The 13,412-nt window shown below is 73.0% G+C and carries 11 protein-coding genes, 2 tRNA genes and 1 pseudogene; all 14 read right to left on the minus strand.

All coding sequences use genetic code 11. The annotated features are described in order from the left end of the window. Nucleotides 1-100: 100 nt before the first annotated feature. Nucleotides 101-1,894 (minus strand): annotated as a pseudogene (locus ACFYOJ_RS12405) (ComEC/Rec2 family competence protein); the annotation flags it as partial. Between the two features lie 89 nt (nucleotides 1,895-1,983). Beyond that, nucleotides 1,984-2,682 carry a helix-hairpin-helix domain-containing protein gene (locus ACFYOJ_RS12410; RefSeq protein ID WP_388596744.1) on the minus strand — a complete coding sequence of 233 codons (699 nt, stop codon included), beginning with the start codon at nucleotides 2,680-2,682 and terminating at the stop codon, nucleotides 1,984-1,986. Between the two features lie 680 nt (nucleotides 2,683-3,362). Further along, on the minus strand, nucleotides 3,363-4,208 hold the full coding sequence (locus ACFYOJ_RS12415) for a DegV family protein (RefSeq protein WP_356558053.1): 846 nt from the start codon (nucleotides 4,206-4,208) through the stop codon (nucleotides 3,363-3,365). An 85-nt stretch (nucleotides 4,209-4,293) separates the two neighbouring features. Then, the gene (locus ACFYOJ_RS12420) at nucleotides 4,294-5,058 is read right to left on the minus strand and encodes a hypothetical protein (protein WP_356558054.1); all 765 of its coding nucleotides are present in this window, start codon (nucleotides 5,056-5,058) and stop codon (nucleotides 4,294-4,296) included. 188 nt (nucleotides 5,059-5,246) lie between these two features. Then, a complete protein-coding gene (gene leuS / locus ACFYOJ_RS12425) occupies nucleotides 5,247-8,126 on the minus strand; it encodes a leucine--tRNA ligase (protein WP_356558055.1) in 2,880 nt (959 codons plus the stop codon). 318 nt (nucleotides 8,127-8,444) lie between these two features. Beyond that, nucleotides 8,445-8,517 (minus strand) — tRNA-Ala (locus ACFYOJ_RS12430). 147 nt (nucleotides 8,518-8,664) lie between these two features. Further along, the gene (locus ACFYOJ_RS12435) at nucleotides 8,665-8,898 is read right to left on the minus strand and encodes a hypothetical protein (RefSeq protein ID WP_356558056.1); all 234 of its coding nucleotides are present in this window, start codon (nucleotides 8,896-8,898) and stop codon (nucleotides 8,665-8,667) included. A 3-nt stretch (nucleotides 8,899-8,901) separates the two neighbouring features. Then, complete coding sequence (locus tag ACFYOJ_RS12440) at nucleotides 8,902-9,075, minus strand: hypothetical protein (RefSeq protein WP_356558057.1); 174 nt, start codon at nucleotides 9,073-9,075, stop codon at nucleotides 8,902-8,904. Nucleotides 9,076-9,299: 224 nt separating this feature from the next. Next, nucleotides 9,300-9,372: transfer RNA gene (locus tag ACFYOJ_RS12445), tRNA-Ala, on the minus strand. Nucleotides 9,373-9,493: 121 nt separating this feature from the next. Further along, the gene (locus tag ACFYOJ_RS12450) at nucleotides 9,494-10,165 is read right to left on the minus strand and encodes a histidine phosphatase family protein (RefSeq protein WP_356558058.1); all 672 of its coding nucleotides are present in this window, start codon (nucleotides 10,163-10,165) and stop codon (nucleotides 9,494-9,496) included. Further along, complete coding sequence (gene rsfS / locus ACFYOJ_RS12455; RefSeq protein WP_077798827.1) at nucleotides 10,162-10,608, minus strand: ribosome silencing factor; 447 nt, start codon at nucleotides 10,606-10,608, stop codon at nucleotides 10,162-10,164. The genes ACFYOJ_RS12450 and rsfS overlap by 4 nt, the downstream gene beginning before the upstream one ends. 84 nt (nucleotides 10,609-10,692) lie before the next feature. Beyond that, nucleotides 10,693-12,468: an LCP family protein gene (locus tag ACFYOJ_RS12460; protein WP_356558059.1), complete on the minus strand. Its 1,776-nt coding sequence runs from the start codon at nucleotides 12,466-12,468 to the stop codon at nucleotides 10,693-10,695. Nucleotides 12,469-12,484: 16 nt separating this feature from the next. Next, nucleotides 12,485-13,171 (minus strand): nicotinate-nucleotide adenylyltransferase, encoded by a 687-nt coding sequence (gene nadD, locus ACFYOJ_RS12465; RefSeq protein WP_356558060.1) that lies wholly within the window; start codon nucleotides 13,169-13,171, stop codon nucleotides 12,485-12,487. Nucleotides 13,172-13,227: 56 nt separating this feature from the next. Then, a complete protein-coding gene (locus tag ACFYOJ_RS12470) occupies nucleotides 13,228-13,389 on the minus strand; it encodes a hypothetical protein (RefSeq protein WP_356558061.1) in 162 nt (53 codons plus the stop codon). Nucleotides 13,390-13,412: the final 23 nt, after the last annotated feature.

Below are 13,412 nucleotides of genomic sequence, written 5' to 3' on the forward strand. Positions count from 1 at the left end.
CCCATCACCGTCTTCGTCGGTACCCAAAAAACACGCCACTTGTTCACGGAGCCACCCTGTCAGATCAGCTTCAACACGCTGATTCAACAGGGAACGCGCGGCACACCGCCATCCGCCAGTCCGGCGGCGGCCAGCCCGTGACCAGTCTCGGCAGCGGCCCCGGCTGCACCACCACCAGCACCAGCAGCAGCGCACAGACTCCGCACCACCAGGGGTGTCCCAGCAGCCGCCGGCCGACGAGCAGCAGGCCCAGCGTGGTGAGGGCGAGGAGTGCCGCGCCCGTCCAGCTGCCCGGCCAGTCCACCCCCGCGCCGGGCAGCGCGGCCCCGGTGCGGGCGATGCCCGCGATCCACCCGGCCGGCCAGCTCGCGCACCAGGCGAACGCCTTGGCCGCCGGCATCGCCAGGGGTGCCGTCGCCAGGGCCGCGAAGCCCAGCACGGTGGCGGGCGCCACGGCGAACTCCGCGAGCAGGTTGCACGGCACCGCCACCAGGCTCACCCGTGCCGACAGCACGGCGACGACCGGTGAGCACACGGCCTGCGCCGCCCCGGCGGCGGCCAGCGCCTCGGCGAGCCGGGGCGGCACCCCGCGCCGGCTCAGCACCTTGCTCCACCGTGGCGCGAGGGTGAGCAGGGCGCCGGTGGCCAGCACGGAGAGCAGGAAGCCGTAGCTGCGGGCCAGCCACGGGTCGTACAGCACCAGGAGCAGGACGGCCGTCGACAGTGCCGGGATCAGGGATCTGCGGCGTCCGGTGGCCAGGGCGAGCAGCGCTACACCCCCGCAGGCGGCGGCGCGCAGCACGCTCGGATCGGGCCGGCACACGACGACGAAGCCGAGCGCGAGCGCCCCGCCCAGCAGTGCGGTCGTGCGCAGGGAGATGCCGAGGCGGGGTGCGATTCCCCGGCGTTCGCTGTGCTGGGCCAGCCCTGGCGGTCCGAGCAGCAGGGCGAGCAGGATGGTGAAGTTGGCTCCGGACACGGCCAAGGTGTGTGCGAGGTCGGTCTCCTTGAACGCCTCGTCCAGCTCCGGGGTGATGCGGGAGGTGTCGCCGACGACGAGGCCCGGCAGCAGCGCCCGCGCGTCGGCCGGCAGTCCGTCGGTGGCCTCCCGGAGACCGGCGCGCAACCGTCCGGCCAGCCGCTGCGGCCCGGACGGCCCGGCCACCACCTCCGGTGCCTGCCGGCCGCGCACCCGCAGCACGGCGGTGACCCGGTCCCCGCTCGTTCTCGGCGGGGCCGTCCGCGCGACGACGCGCAGGCGTGTGGTCGGCAGAAGGGCGAGCCAGGACTCGGCACCCGGCCGGCCGCCGGAGGCCCGGGGGTCTTCGGGCGCGGGGGTGGAGGCGGGCACCTCGCCCGGTGCCGCGCTGGCACCGACGGCCTCGTCGACATCGACGAGCATCAGCACCGGCGCCCGGGTCGCGACGGTCTTCCCGTCCGCCTCCTCGATCCGGCGTACTTCTGCCTCGATCACCACGGCCGGCGGCGCCGCGCGGTCCCCTCGGACGCGGGGGCGGGTGAGTCCGGGGTCCGCGGTGATCTCCACCTCGGCGGTCACGGTGGCGTACTCCCGGGCCAGTGCGGGCACGGGGCCGCGCCGCAGGTCCGCTCCGTGCAGCGCGGCCGAGGCGGCGGACGCGGCCACGCACAGGAGCACGGCGGCGGCCGACACGGGGGCCCACCCGCGTCCGGTGCGCCACCGCCTCCCCGCCAGCAGCGCGCCGGCCGTCACCGAGCAGACGAGGACCACACCGGCGGCCCACTCCGGCGCCGCGTCCAGCATCAGCGCCGCCGTCGCCCAGGCCGCCAGCGCGGGCGGCACCAGCCGCAGGTCCGTGGGCCCTTCCTGCCGGGGGTGGGCGGCACCGAGCCGGTGCCCGGACGCGGCGTGCACGGGGGCCCTGGCGGCGGCCGTACCGCCGGTGAGGGCGGACCCGTCCGCGGTGCGCCCGTCCGCGGCCGCACCGGCGCGGGTGACCGGGGTCATGGCCGGACGAGGTCGCGCAGATCGGCGAAGCGGCGCTCGCCGATGCCATTGACCTCACGCAGCTCGTCGACCGACCGGAAACCGCCGTGCTGTGTGCGGTAGTCGACGATGCGCCGGGCCATGACGGGTCCGACGCCCGGCAGTGTGTCGAGCTGGTCCACGGTCGCCGTGCTGAGGGAGACCGGCGCCGCGGGGCCCCCGCCCGGTACCGCCCCGGCCGGACCGGCCGGGGCGGTACCGGTGCCCGTGCCGGAGGCAGGTGCGGGTGCGCCGACGATCACCTGCTCGCCGTCGACGAGGAAGCGTGCCCGGTTCAGTCCGTCCGTCTTCGTGCCCGGCCGCACTCCTCCGGCCGCCCGCAGGGCGTCGTCGACCCGGGAACCCGCGGGCAGGCGGTGGATTCCCGGATCACGGACCTTCCCTCCGACGTCCACGACGATCTCGGGACCGGCCGAGGCCGTCGCCGCGGACCGCGGTGTCCCGGTGCTCCCGCCCTCGCCGGCCGGCGCCCCGTCGCCCTGTTCCTCCGTGCCGTGGGCCGCGGCCGCTCGTACCACTTCGGGCGCCGCGACCGTCTCGGTGCGGCCGGTCCAGAAGTGCTGCACGGCGAAGACCGCGGCGACGGCCAGCAGCACGGTGAGCGCGAGCGCGCTCCGCCGCTCCATCCCGCACCGGTTCTGCAACCACACCGGCATGCGCTCCCGCAGCGCCGCCCCGGCCCTCTCCCGCCAGTGCGGCACCCAAGGCCCGGAAGCGGCGGCATCGCCGTGCCCGACGGGACCGGCCGGGCCGACGGCGCCACCGACGCCGCTCGGATCACCAGGGCCACCCGGACCGCCCGAGCCGCCCGGGCCGCTGACGCCACCCGCCCCACCGAGGCCGCCCGGGCCGTCGATGCCCCCTGGGCTGCCGAAGTCTTCCGGGTCTCCTGCGCCGGGAATCCCCCGGCCGACGGGACCGCCGGGGCCGACCGGGCGGCCGAGGTCGTCGCCCGTACCGCCGGGCGGCCTCGTCCCACCGGGCGGCCCCGTCCCCGGTCCTCGCCGCGTCTCGGGGGGTTCGCCGAAGAGGACCTCCGCGCGCCTTCGCAGCTCCTCCGCGGGCGCGTGACGGTGCCGGGCCCGGCCACGTGCGGGTGACCGGTGGCGGGGACGGCCGACGCGGCCGTCGGACGCCGGTCCACGGCCCGGCCCGCTGCTCGCGGCCGCTGTGCGGGAGTGTGGTCGAAGAGCCATGCGCCGAGGATCGGCCACCTCGCCCCGACCGCGCTGATCATGGTCGATTCCCGTGGACCGTCACCGGATTGTGGATATCCCCGTCACCCTCAGGGACGAACGAGGACGGCCAGGCGTCCTCGACCGCCCCGCCCCGCCGCCTACCGGGGCGAGACCACGACTCCCAGCAGCCCCGGCCCCGTGTGCGCGCCGATCACCGCACCGACCTCGCTCACGTGCAGGTCGGCCAGGGCCGGGACCCTGTCCCGCAGCCGCTCCGCCAGGGCCGACGCCCGGTCGGGGGCGGCGAGGTGGTGCACGGCGATGTCGACCTCGGCGCCGCCCGCCCGGTCCGCGGCGATCTCCTCCAGCCGGGCGATCGCCTTCGACGCCGTACGCACCTTCTCCAGCGGCTCGATCCGGCCGCCGCTCAGCTGGAGCAGGGGCTTCACCGCGAGCGCGGAACCGAGCAGGGCCCGTGCCGCCCCGATCCGGCCGCCCCTGCGCAGATAGTCGAGGGTGTCGACGTAGAAGTAGGCGGACGTGGCGGCGGCCCGTTTCTCCGCCGCCGCGACGGCCTCGTCCGCCGTGCCGCCCGTCTCCGCCGCCTCGGCCGCGGAGAGCGCGCAGAAGCCGAGGGCCATCGCGATCATCCCGGTGTCCACGACCCGCACCGGTACCGGCGCCTCGCGCGCGGCGACGACCGCGGCATCATAGGTGCCCGAGAGCTCGGCGGACAGGTGGAGGGAGACGATGGCGTCGGCGCCCGACTCGGCGATCTTCCGGTAGGTCTCGGCGAAGAGCGCGGGGCTGGGGCGCGAGGTGGTGACCGGGCGGCGCTTCTGCAGGGCCTGGGCCAGGGAGCGGGTCGAGATCTCGGTACCCTCCTCCAGGGCCCGGTCGCCCAGGACCACCGTCAGGGGTACCGCGGTGATGCCGTGCCGTTCCATCGTCCGGGCCGGGAGGTAGGCCGTTGAATCCGTGACGATCGCGACATGGCGGGACATGAGCTGGAGGTTACCTGCCGTAGCGCCCGTACGGCAGACCGGCCCCGACGACCGGGCGGCACCGGCGCGGTGGCGGGCGTCCCCGTCAGGTCGTGTTCTCCGGCCGGGCCTTCTTCTGCCAGGGGTACACCGGTCGCGGGCCGGGCGGGGTGATGGCGGGCCGCGCGGGCTCCCGTGCCTCGCCGTGCCCCGCCGCTTCCCGGGCCTCGGCCTGTCCGGGGGCTTCCGGCCAGGTCTGCCGCCCGGCGGCCGGGGCGTCGGCGGCCGGGGTCCCGGGCCAGGAGGGCGGTGCCGCGGCGGGCTCGGTCTCCGTCCAGTGCCGCAGGGCGCCGGCCTCGACGTCGATCTGCGCGCTGAGCGAGTCCAGGTCGTCGTCGGCGAAGCGGCGGGCGCGGTCGCGGGCCGCCCAGCGCAGGGACTCCGCGGACCGGGTGATGCGCTCCGTGCGTTCCCGCAGCGCGGGCAGGCGCTCGGCCAGCGTCGCGCGGTCGGGCTCGGACTCCAGGCGCCTGAGCTCGCCGTCGAGCTCGAAGCCGTGCGCGCTGAGCCGCTCGAAGAGGGCGAGGGACTCCTTGAGGGACTCGTCCTCGGCCACGCCCGCGTGCAGCGCGTCCTGCGTGGCCCGCATCGACGTGCGCAGTGTGAGCCGCAGCTGCGCGAGCTCCGCCGCCGGTCCCGCCTGGACGAGGGCCTTGGCCCGCAGTGTGTGGTCCTCGACCGTGCGTCGGGCCTGGGTGATGTGGCGGTCCGCGCTGCGCTTGGCGGCGCCGACCGCCTTCACCGTGGCGTAGACGCCCAGCACGACGGCGAGTACGAAAAGCAGGGCGAAGACTGCGAACACTGCTTCCACGAAGCTCCTCCTCGAAGAACCGTCCCGCCGGCCCGCCCGCCGGCAGGCCGCGGTACCCGCCGCACCGCTCTTCCACGGTAAACGCAGCGGGCAGGCCCAGGGTTCCGACCGAACCCCGAACCTGCCCGTAAGGGACTACCCCGAAGCGACCGCCCGGGGCCGTCGGCCCCGGCGGCGTGACCGGCCGGTCACGCCGGGACGATGTTCACCAGCTTCGGCGCCCGCACGATCACCTTGCGGATCCCGGCCCCGTCCAGCGCGGCCACGACCTTCTCGTCGGCCAGCGCCGCCTTCTCCAGCTCCTCGTCGGAGATGGCCGGGGCGACCTCCAGCCGCGCCTTGACCTTGCCCTTGATCTGCACCACGCAGGTGACCGTCTCGTCCACCACGTACGCCGGGTCGGCGACCGGGAAGTCCCGGTGGACGACCGACTCGGTGTGCCCCAGCCTGCGCCACAGCTCCTCGGCGATGTGCGGGGCCAGCGGCGCGACCATCAGCACCAGCGGTTCGGCGACCGAGCGCGGCACCGGGCCGCCCGTCTTGGTCAGGTGGTTGTTCAGCTCGGTGATCTTGGCGATGGCGGTGTTGAACCGCATGCCCTCCAGGTCGCCGCGGACCCCGTCGATCGCCTTGTGCAGCGCGCGCAGCGTCTCCTCGTCGGGCTCGGCGTCGGTGACCGTCACCTCGCCGGTGCTCTCGTCGACGATGTTGCGCCACAGCCGCTGCAGCAGCCGGAACTGGCCCACCACCGCGCGCGTGTCCCACGGCCGGGAGACGTCCAGCGGGCCCATCGCCATCTCGTACAGGCGCAGCGTGTCGGCGCCGTACTCGGCGCAGATCTCGTCCGGGGTGACGGCGTTCTTCAGGGACTTGCCCATCTTGCCCAGCAGCCGGGAGACCTTCTCGCCCTGGTACCAGTAGGCGCCGTCGCGCTCCTCGACCTCGGCGGCCGGCACGGCGATGCCGCGGCTGTCGCGGTAGACGTAGGCCTGGATCATGCCCTGGTTGAACAGCTTGTGGAACGGCTCGGCCGAGGAGACGTGTCCCAGGTCGAACAGGACCTTGGACCAGAAGCGGGCGTACAGCAGGTGCAGCACGGCGTGCTCGGCGCCGCCGACGTACAGGTCGACGCCGCCGTGCGGCAGGCCCTCGCGCGGGCCCATCCAGTACTGCTCGATCTCCGGGTCGACCAGCCGCTCGCCGTTGTGCGGGTCCAGGTAGCGCAGCTCGTACCAGCAGGAGCCGGCCCAGTTGGGCATGGTGTTGGTCTCGCGCCGGTACGTCTTCGGGCCGTCGCCCAGGTCCAGGGTGACGTTGACCCAGTCCTCGTTGCGCGACAGCGGCGTCTCGGGCTGCGTGTCGGCGTCGTCCGGGTCGAAGGTGCGCGGGGAGTAGTCCTCGACCTCGGGCAGCTCCAGCGGCAGCATCGACTCGGGCAGGGCGTGGGCGACGCCGTCCTCGTCGTAGACGATCGGGAAGGGCTCGCCCCAGTAGCGCTGACGGCTGAACAGCCAGTCGCGCAGGCGGAAGTTGACGGTGCCCTCGCCGGCGCCGGTGCGCTCCAGCCACTCGGTGATGCGTGCCTTGGCCTCGACGACGCCCAGGCCGTCCAGGGTGACGTCCTCGCCCGAGGAGTTGACGATCTTCGCGTCGTGCGAGCCGAAGGCGTCCTCCCACGTCGAGGGGTCCGTGCCCCGGCCGTCGGTCGGCTCGACGACGCAGCGGACCGGCAGCTCGAAGGCGCGGGCGAACGCGAAGTCACGGCTGTCGTGCGCCGGCACGGCCATGATCGCGCCGGTGCCGTAGCCCATCAGGACGTAGTCGGCGATGAAGACCGGCACCTGCTCGCCGTTGACCGGGTTGGTGGCGTAGGCGCCGATGAAGACGCCGGTCTTGTCCTTGGCCTCCGCCTGCCGCTCGACGTCGGACTTGGCGGCGGCCTGCGCGCGGTAGGCGGCGACGGCCTCGGTCGGGGTCGCGTGACCGCCGGTCCACACCTCGTGGGTGCCCTCGGGCCAGGCCGCCGGGGTGAACTTCTCGACCAGCGGGTGCTCGGGCGCCAGCACCATGTAGGTCGCGCCGAACAGGGTGTCGGGGCGGGTGGTGAAGACGGTGATGCGCTCGCCGTCGATGGGGAAGTCGACGCGGGCGCCCTCGGAGCGGCCGATCCAGTTGCGCTGCTGCAGCTTGATGGCCTCGGGCCAGTCCAGCTCGTCCAGGTCGTCCAGCAGCCGGTCGGCGTAGGCGGTGATGCGCATGTTCCACTGGCGCAGCTTGGACTTGAAGACGGGGAAGTTGCCGCGCTCGGAGCGGCCGTCGGCGGTGACCTCCTCGTTGGCCAGCACGGTGCCCAGGCCGGGGCACCAGTTGACGGGCGCGTCGGAGGCGTAGGCCAGGCGGTACTCGCCCAGGACGTCGGCGCGCTCGGCCTCGGTCAGCTCGTCCCAGGAGCGGCCGCCGGGTACGGCGCGCTCACCGGAGGCGAACTGCTCGACCAGCTCGGCGATGGGGCGGGCCTTCTTCGCCTCCTCGTCGTACCAGGAGTTGAAGATCTGCAGGAAGATCCACTGGGTCCACTTGTAGTACTCGGGGTCGATCGTGGCGAACGACCGGCGCTTGTCGTGGCCCAGGCCCAGCCGGCGCAGCTGGGACTTCATGTTCTCCATGTTGGCCTCGGTGGACACGCGCGGGTGCGTGCCGGTCTGCACGGCGTACTGCTCGGCGGGCAGGCCGAAGGCGTCGAAGCCCAGGGTGTGCAGGACGTTGTGGCCGGTCATCCGCTGGAAGCGGGCGTAGACGTCGGTGGCGATGTACCCCAGGGGGTGGCCGACGTGCAGACCCGCACCGGAGGGATACGGGAACATGTCCATGATGAACTTCTTGGGCTTGGCGACCAGCTCCGGGTCGCCCGCCAGGTCGCCCTTGGGGTTCGGCGCGGCGTACGTCCCCTCGGCGTCCCAGAAGTCCTGCCAGCGTGCCTCGATCTCGGCGGCCATGGCGGCCGTGTAGCGGTGCGGCGCGGCGTCCGCCGTCACGGGGGCGGTCGCCGCGGGGTTCGTCTCGCTCATGATCCTCAAAGCTCCATCGATCGTCTCTGCCAGCGGCTGCGACATTCAAGACCAGCGGCTGCGGGTGCCGGGAAATGAAAAATCCCCTCGCACAGGAGGGGACGCCGCGCCGATTCCGGCCACCGGACTGTGACCGGGGCCGGGACTGATCAGCGCGGCTCGCTAAGCAGAAGGCGTACGGCACGCATGGCGTCAGGGTACCGCAGACGCCGATCGGGCCGCGACGGGCTCCGGGGCCGCAGGGAACCACCGGGATCCCCGGGGCACGTCCCGCACATGAACGAACCCCCCGGATCGGTGATCCGGGGGGTTTCTCTGTGGAGCTAAGGAGAATTGAACTCCTGACCTCCTGCATGCCATGCAGGCGCTCTACCAACTGAGCTATAGCCCCTTGTTCCTGCTTTCCGCCCGGTTTCCCCGGCGGCGACGCCAACATTACACGGTCCACCGGGTCCAACACCAAATCGTTTCCGATCTGCCCGTTTTGCCCTCTTGTGGCGCTCGTTACAGCGCCCCGGTCGTCACGCCGCCACGCCGGTCACGCCGCCACGAAGGAGTAGAACCGCTTGAGCGTGCAGTGCTCCTCCAGGAGCCGGCCGTAGATCGGCTCGCCCTCGAGTTCGCGGTACGTCTCGATCGGGTCGCCCTTTATGATCAGCGCCCGCGCGCACTCCTCGCACCAGTACTGGTAGTCCGGGTTGACCGGCTCCATGTCCCTGACGATCGGGGTGCCGCTGCCGCACCAGTCGCACTTCCGCCTGTGTGCACCCATCGGTCAGCTCCAGCTGTGGCCGCAGGCCGTGCACACGTAGGAGACGCCTCCGTTGTCGCCGAGGACCTGGGCGACGTGCGCCGAACCGCAGGAAGGGCAGCCGAGGCGGGTGGCCGTGCTCCGTGTCACCGCTCCGCCGAGGAGGTGACCGACCTCCTCGAGGATGCTCGCAGGCATCGCCACTCCCTCCCGTCGGGCCGCGGTCCCCTTCCGGCCGTTTGATTCTGCCACGAGCGGGCCAATACGGTCAGCGACGCTTCGGTACCGGTCCGGACACGGAGACCCGCGGGACGTAGGCCGGTGAGGGTGCGGCCGCTCGGGCGCGGAGAGCTCGGGCGCGGAGAAGCGAAGGAAACGAAGAATCCCGCCCCCCGAGGGGGACGGGATTCTTCCGTGGGCTGTGGAGCTAAGGAGAATTGAACTCCTGACCTCCTGCATGCCATGCAGGCGCTCTACCAACTGAGCTATAGCCCCTTGCTGCCACCCGGCCTGGCCGTGTGGTGTTTCGCCCCGCTCGGCGGGGCGAACAAGAAGAACTTTAGCCTGCGACCTGCCGAAAAGTGAAATCCGGGGTCCGGACCGGGTCGCGGGCGGCTCAGTCGTCGTCGCCGAGCACCGGTTCCGGCAGGGTGCCGGCGTTGTGCTCGAGCAGACGCCAGCCGCGGGCGCCCTCGCCCAGGACGGACCAGCAGCAGTTGGTCAGGCCGCCCAGGCTCTCCCAGGTGTGCGGCTCCAGACCGAGGAGGCGGCCGATGGTGGTGCGGATGGTGCCGCCGTGGCTGACCACGACGAGGGTGCCGTCCTCGGGGAGCTTCTCGGCGTGCCGGAGCACCACGGGGGCGGCCCGGTCGGCCACCTCGGTCTCCAGCTCGCCGCCGCCGCGGCGGACCGGCTCGCCGCGCTTCCACGCCGCGTACTCCTCGCCGTGCCTGGCGATGATCTCCTCGTGCGTCAGGCCCTGCCAGACGCCCGCGTAGGTCTCCCGCAGGCCCTCCTCCAGCGTCACCGACAGGCCGGTGAGCGCGGCCAGCTCGGCGGCCGTGTCCGCGGCGCGACTGAGGTCGGAGGCGACGATCGCGTCGGGTCCCAGGCCCACCAGCAGCCGGGCTGCGCGGCGGGCCTGGGCGACGCCGGTCTCGGTGAGACCGACGTCCGTGGAGCCCTGGAAGCGGCGCTCCACGTTCCACGCGGTCTGGCCGTGCCGCCACAGGATGATGCGCCTGCCGCGGCCCTGCTTCCCGGAGGTCACCTCACCGGTGGCGCTCATCGCCAGTCCCCGTCGGTCTCCGTCGCCTCCTCGGCGGCCTGGAGCCTGGCGTGCTCCTCCGCCTTGCCGCGGGTCTCCTTGGCGTCGGCGGGCAGCTCCAGCTCGGGGCAGTCCTTCCACAGCCGCTCCAGGGCGTAGAAGACGCGCTCCTCGCTGTGCTGGACGTGGACGACGATGTCGACGTAGTCGAGCAGGATCCAGCGCGCGTCGCGGTCGCCCTCGCGGCGGACCGGCTTGGCGCCGAGTTCCTTGTTCAGCCGCTCCTCGATCTCGTCGACGATCGACTTGACCTGGCGGTCGTTGGGTGCGGAGGCCAGCAGGAAGGCATCCGTGATCGACAGCACGTCGCTGACGTCGTAGGCGATGATGTCGTGCGCGAGCTTGTCGGCTGCCGCCTGCGCGGCGGTGTTGATGAGTTCGATGGAGCGGTCGGTCGCGGTCACTGCCTGGCTTTCGGGTCGGCGGTCGGTTGACCTCAAGGGTCTCACGACCGCCGACGGTGCCCCACGGGATGACGCCGGTGCCCCCTACGTCGCCGGCTCGTAGTCCCGGCCGAGGACCACCGAGACGGTCGCGTTCGCCGCGACCTCGCCCTGGGCGACGGAGCCGTCGGGCAGACCGAGGGTCCTGGCGACCTGGACGGCGTCCTCCTTGCGGGCGGCGTCCGCGTACAGCACCTGCGAGGTGGACCGGGTGCCGGTGGCGGTGCCGCCCTCCAGGAAGGTGAAGCCGCCGTTGAGGAGGGTGACGCGGGCCTTGCCGGCGCGGTCCTCGACGCCGGTGGCGTTGCGCACCGAGACGCTGACGGCCGCGTCCTTGTCGGGGCTCTTGGCGGTGCCGCCGAGGACCTCCTTGACGACCTTGTCGCCGGTGCCGGCGCCGAGCCGCCCGTCGGCGCCGACGGGCAGTGCCGTGGTGCGGAAGTCCCCGCCCTTGGCGCGCTCGGAGAGCCCGGCGAGGAAGGAGCCGAGGTCCTCCTCGGTCAGCGGCGGGTCGAGGACCAGGCCGAGCGTCTGGATCGTGACCGTCGCCGCCTGCGGGTCGGAGGACATCTTGCGCAGCACGCCCTGCAGGACCTGCCCGAAGCGCTTCAGCTCGGCGTCGGCGGACTCGCCGGGGCCGCGGTGGGTGGCGTAGGCGACGGCCGTCTTGCCGCTGAGGGTCTGCTTCTGCCCCTTGCGCACGAGGGGGGCGGCGCCCTTGTCCTCGGCGGCCGGGTCGGGGACGTCGGTGTCGGTGTCGACCTCGATGTTGCCGACGAGGTCCACCAGGATCTGCAGGAAGGGGGTGTCCAGCCGCCAGGTCCCCTCGATGTCGGTGCCGAGGACCGTGTCGAGCGCGGTGCGGGTGGCGTCGGGGCCGTCGTCGTCCACGGACGCGGCGAGCGTGGTGGTGGTGCCGTCGTCGCCGGTCAGGGCCAGGGAGTTGGGGATCAGCACCGCGGTGCCCTGCCCGGTGGTGGTGTTGTTCACGAGCAGTGCCGTGGAGGTGCCGCCGCCCGCGGTGTCGTGCAGGTGGACGGCGATCACGTCGCGTTTCTGGGCGCCGGCCGCCGCCGTGCCGCCCTTCTCGTCACCGGAGGAGGACGTGCCGGGCAGCTTTCCGGCGTACCAGAGGTAGCCGACGCCGCCGGTCACGACCAGGGCGAGGACGACGACCAGGGCGACGACGCGCGAGCGTGCGCGGCGCCGGGCCTCCTCGCGGCGCTCGGTGCGGTTCTCCGTGAACTTCATCCAGTCGATGACGTCCTCGGAGTCGTCGCTCGGCTCCTCGACGAAGGCGAACTGCTCGGTCCGGTAGTCCTGTTCCGGTTCCTCCTGCCCGGCGGGCGCCGTCGCCGGCTCCTCGGGCGGGCCGGCCTGCTGCGGGATGTGGACGGTCTGTTCGGCGACGCGGGGCTGCCGGCCGCTCGTCGCCGTCTGCCCGTAGGGGTCGTACGAGGGCTGCGCGGTGTGGCCGTAGCCGTAGTCGTCGCCGTAGCCGTCGGGGGCGGGCGGCTGCTGCCCGGTGTCGTGGCCGCCCTGGGCGGCGTACGGGTCGTGGACGTGGCCCTGGCCGTACGGGTCCTGCTGTCCGTACGACTGCTGCCAGTACTGCTGCCCGTACTGCTGCTGTCCGTACTGCTCCTGTCCGTACTGCTCCTGCTGCTGCCCGTACGGGTCGTACGTCTGCTGCGGGCCGGGCAGGTCCGGGGACTCGTACCGCGCCTGGCGGTACACCGGCCGGCCGTACTCGTCGTAGCCGGCGAGTTCGTACTGGCCGGCGTGCGCGTCGCCGTGTCCCGCGTCGTATGGGTCGTTCACCGGTGTCCCTCTCGGCTCAGTCGCCGCGGTACAGCTGGCGCTTGTCGATGTAGCGCACGACTCCGTCGGGCACCAGATACCAGACGGGGGCGCCCTTGGCGACTCTCGCCCGGCAGTCGGTGGAGGAGATGGCGAGGGCGGGGACCTCGATGAGCGAGACGCCGCCCTTGGGGAGTCCGGCGTCCGTCAGGGTGTGTCCCGGCCGGGTGACGCCGATGAAGTGGGCGAGGGAGAACAGTTCCTCGCTGTCCCGCCAGGTGAGGATCTGGGCAAGGGCGTCGGCGCCGGTGATGAAGAACAGGTCCGTGTCCGGGTTGAGCGCGCGCAGGTCGCGCAGGGTGTCCACGGTGTAGGTGGGACCGCCGCGGTCGATGTCGATGCGGCTGACCGAGAACTGCGGGTTCTCGACGGTGGCGACGACCGTCATCAGGTAGCGGTCCTCGGCGGCGGAGACCGTGCGGTGGCTCTTCTGCCAGGGCTGGCCGGTGGGGACGAACACCACCTCGTCGAGCGCGAACTGCGCGGCGACCTCACTGGCCGCGACGAGGTGCCCGTGGTGGATCGGGTCGAAGGTGCCGCCCATGACGCCGAGGCGGCGCCGGCCCGACCGCTCCGGGCCGTTGCCCGGAACGGGCAACGAGCGGTTCCGCGTGTCCCTCGCCGTGTCGTACGCCGGGCCGGTAGGCATGTCCTGCTCTCCCATGCGTGCAGACCCTACCGGCCCGGCATCACGGCCCCGGCCCCAGATCCCCTACGGGCTCAGCGGTCGCGGTTGAAGCGGGTGGTGATCCACAGCAGGAGCAGCAGGATGAACAGCGCGGCGCCTCCGGTGAGAAGGGGGTTGAGGCTCTCGTGGTTGCCGCCGTGCTCGCCCTCGGCGGCGAGAGTGACCAGCTGGGCAGCAGTGCTGTGGAAGCTCATCTTCGGCGAGACCTATCAGGTGT

The sequence above is a fragment of the Streptomyces sp. NPDC006384 genome, assembly GCF_042870695.1.
Lineage (GTDB): Bacteria > Actinomycetota > Actinomycetes > Streptomycetales > Streptomycetaceae > Streptomyces.

Excerpts from the sequence above, each read along its gene's own strand:
- ACFYOJ_RS12410 (WP_388596744.1), bottom strand. The coding sequence starts at position 2,682 with ATGCCGGTGTGGTTGCAGAACCGGTGCGGGATGGAGCGGCGGAGCGCG.
- ACFYOJ_RS12415 (WP_356558053.1), bottom strand. The coding sequence starts at position 4,208 with ATGTCCCGCCATGTCGCGATCGTCACGGATTCAACGGCCTACCTCCCG.
- leuS (WP_356558055.1), bottom strand. The coding sequence starts at position 8,126 with ATGAGCGAGACGAACCCCGCGGCGACCGCCCCCGTGACGGCGGACGCC.
- ACFYOJ_RS12435 (WP_356558056.1), bottom strand. The coding sequence starts at position 8,898 with ATGGGTGCACACAGGCGGAAGTGCGACTGGTGCGGCAGCGGCACCCCG.
- ACFYOJ_RS12440 (WP_356558057.1), bottom strand. The coding sequence starts at position 9,075 with ATGCCTGCGAGCATCCTCGAGGAGGTCGGTCACCTCCTCGGCGGAGCG.
- ACFYOJ_RS12450 (WP_356558058.1), bottom strand. The coding sequence starts at position 10,165 with ATGAGCGCCACCGGTGAGGTGACCTCCGGGAAGCAGGGCCGCGGCAGG.
- nadD (WP_356558060.1), bottom strand. The coding sequence starts at position 13,171 with ATGGGAGAGCAGGACATGCCTACCGGCCCGGCGTACGACACGGCGAGG.
- ACFYOJ_RS12470 (WP_356558061.1), bottom strand. The coding sequence starts at position 13,389 with ATGAGCTTCCACAGCACTGCTGCCCAGCTGGTCACTCTCGCCGCCGAG.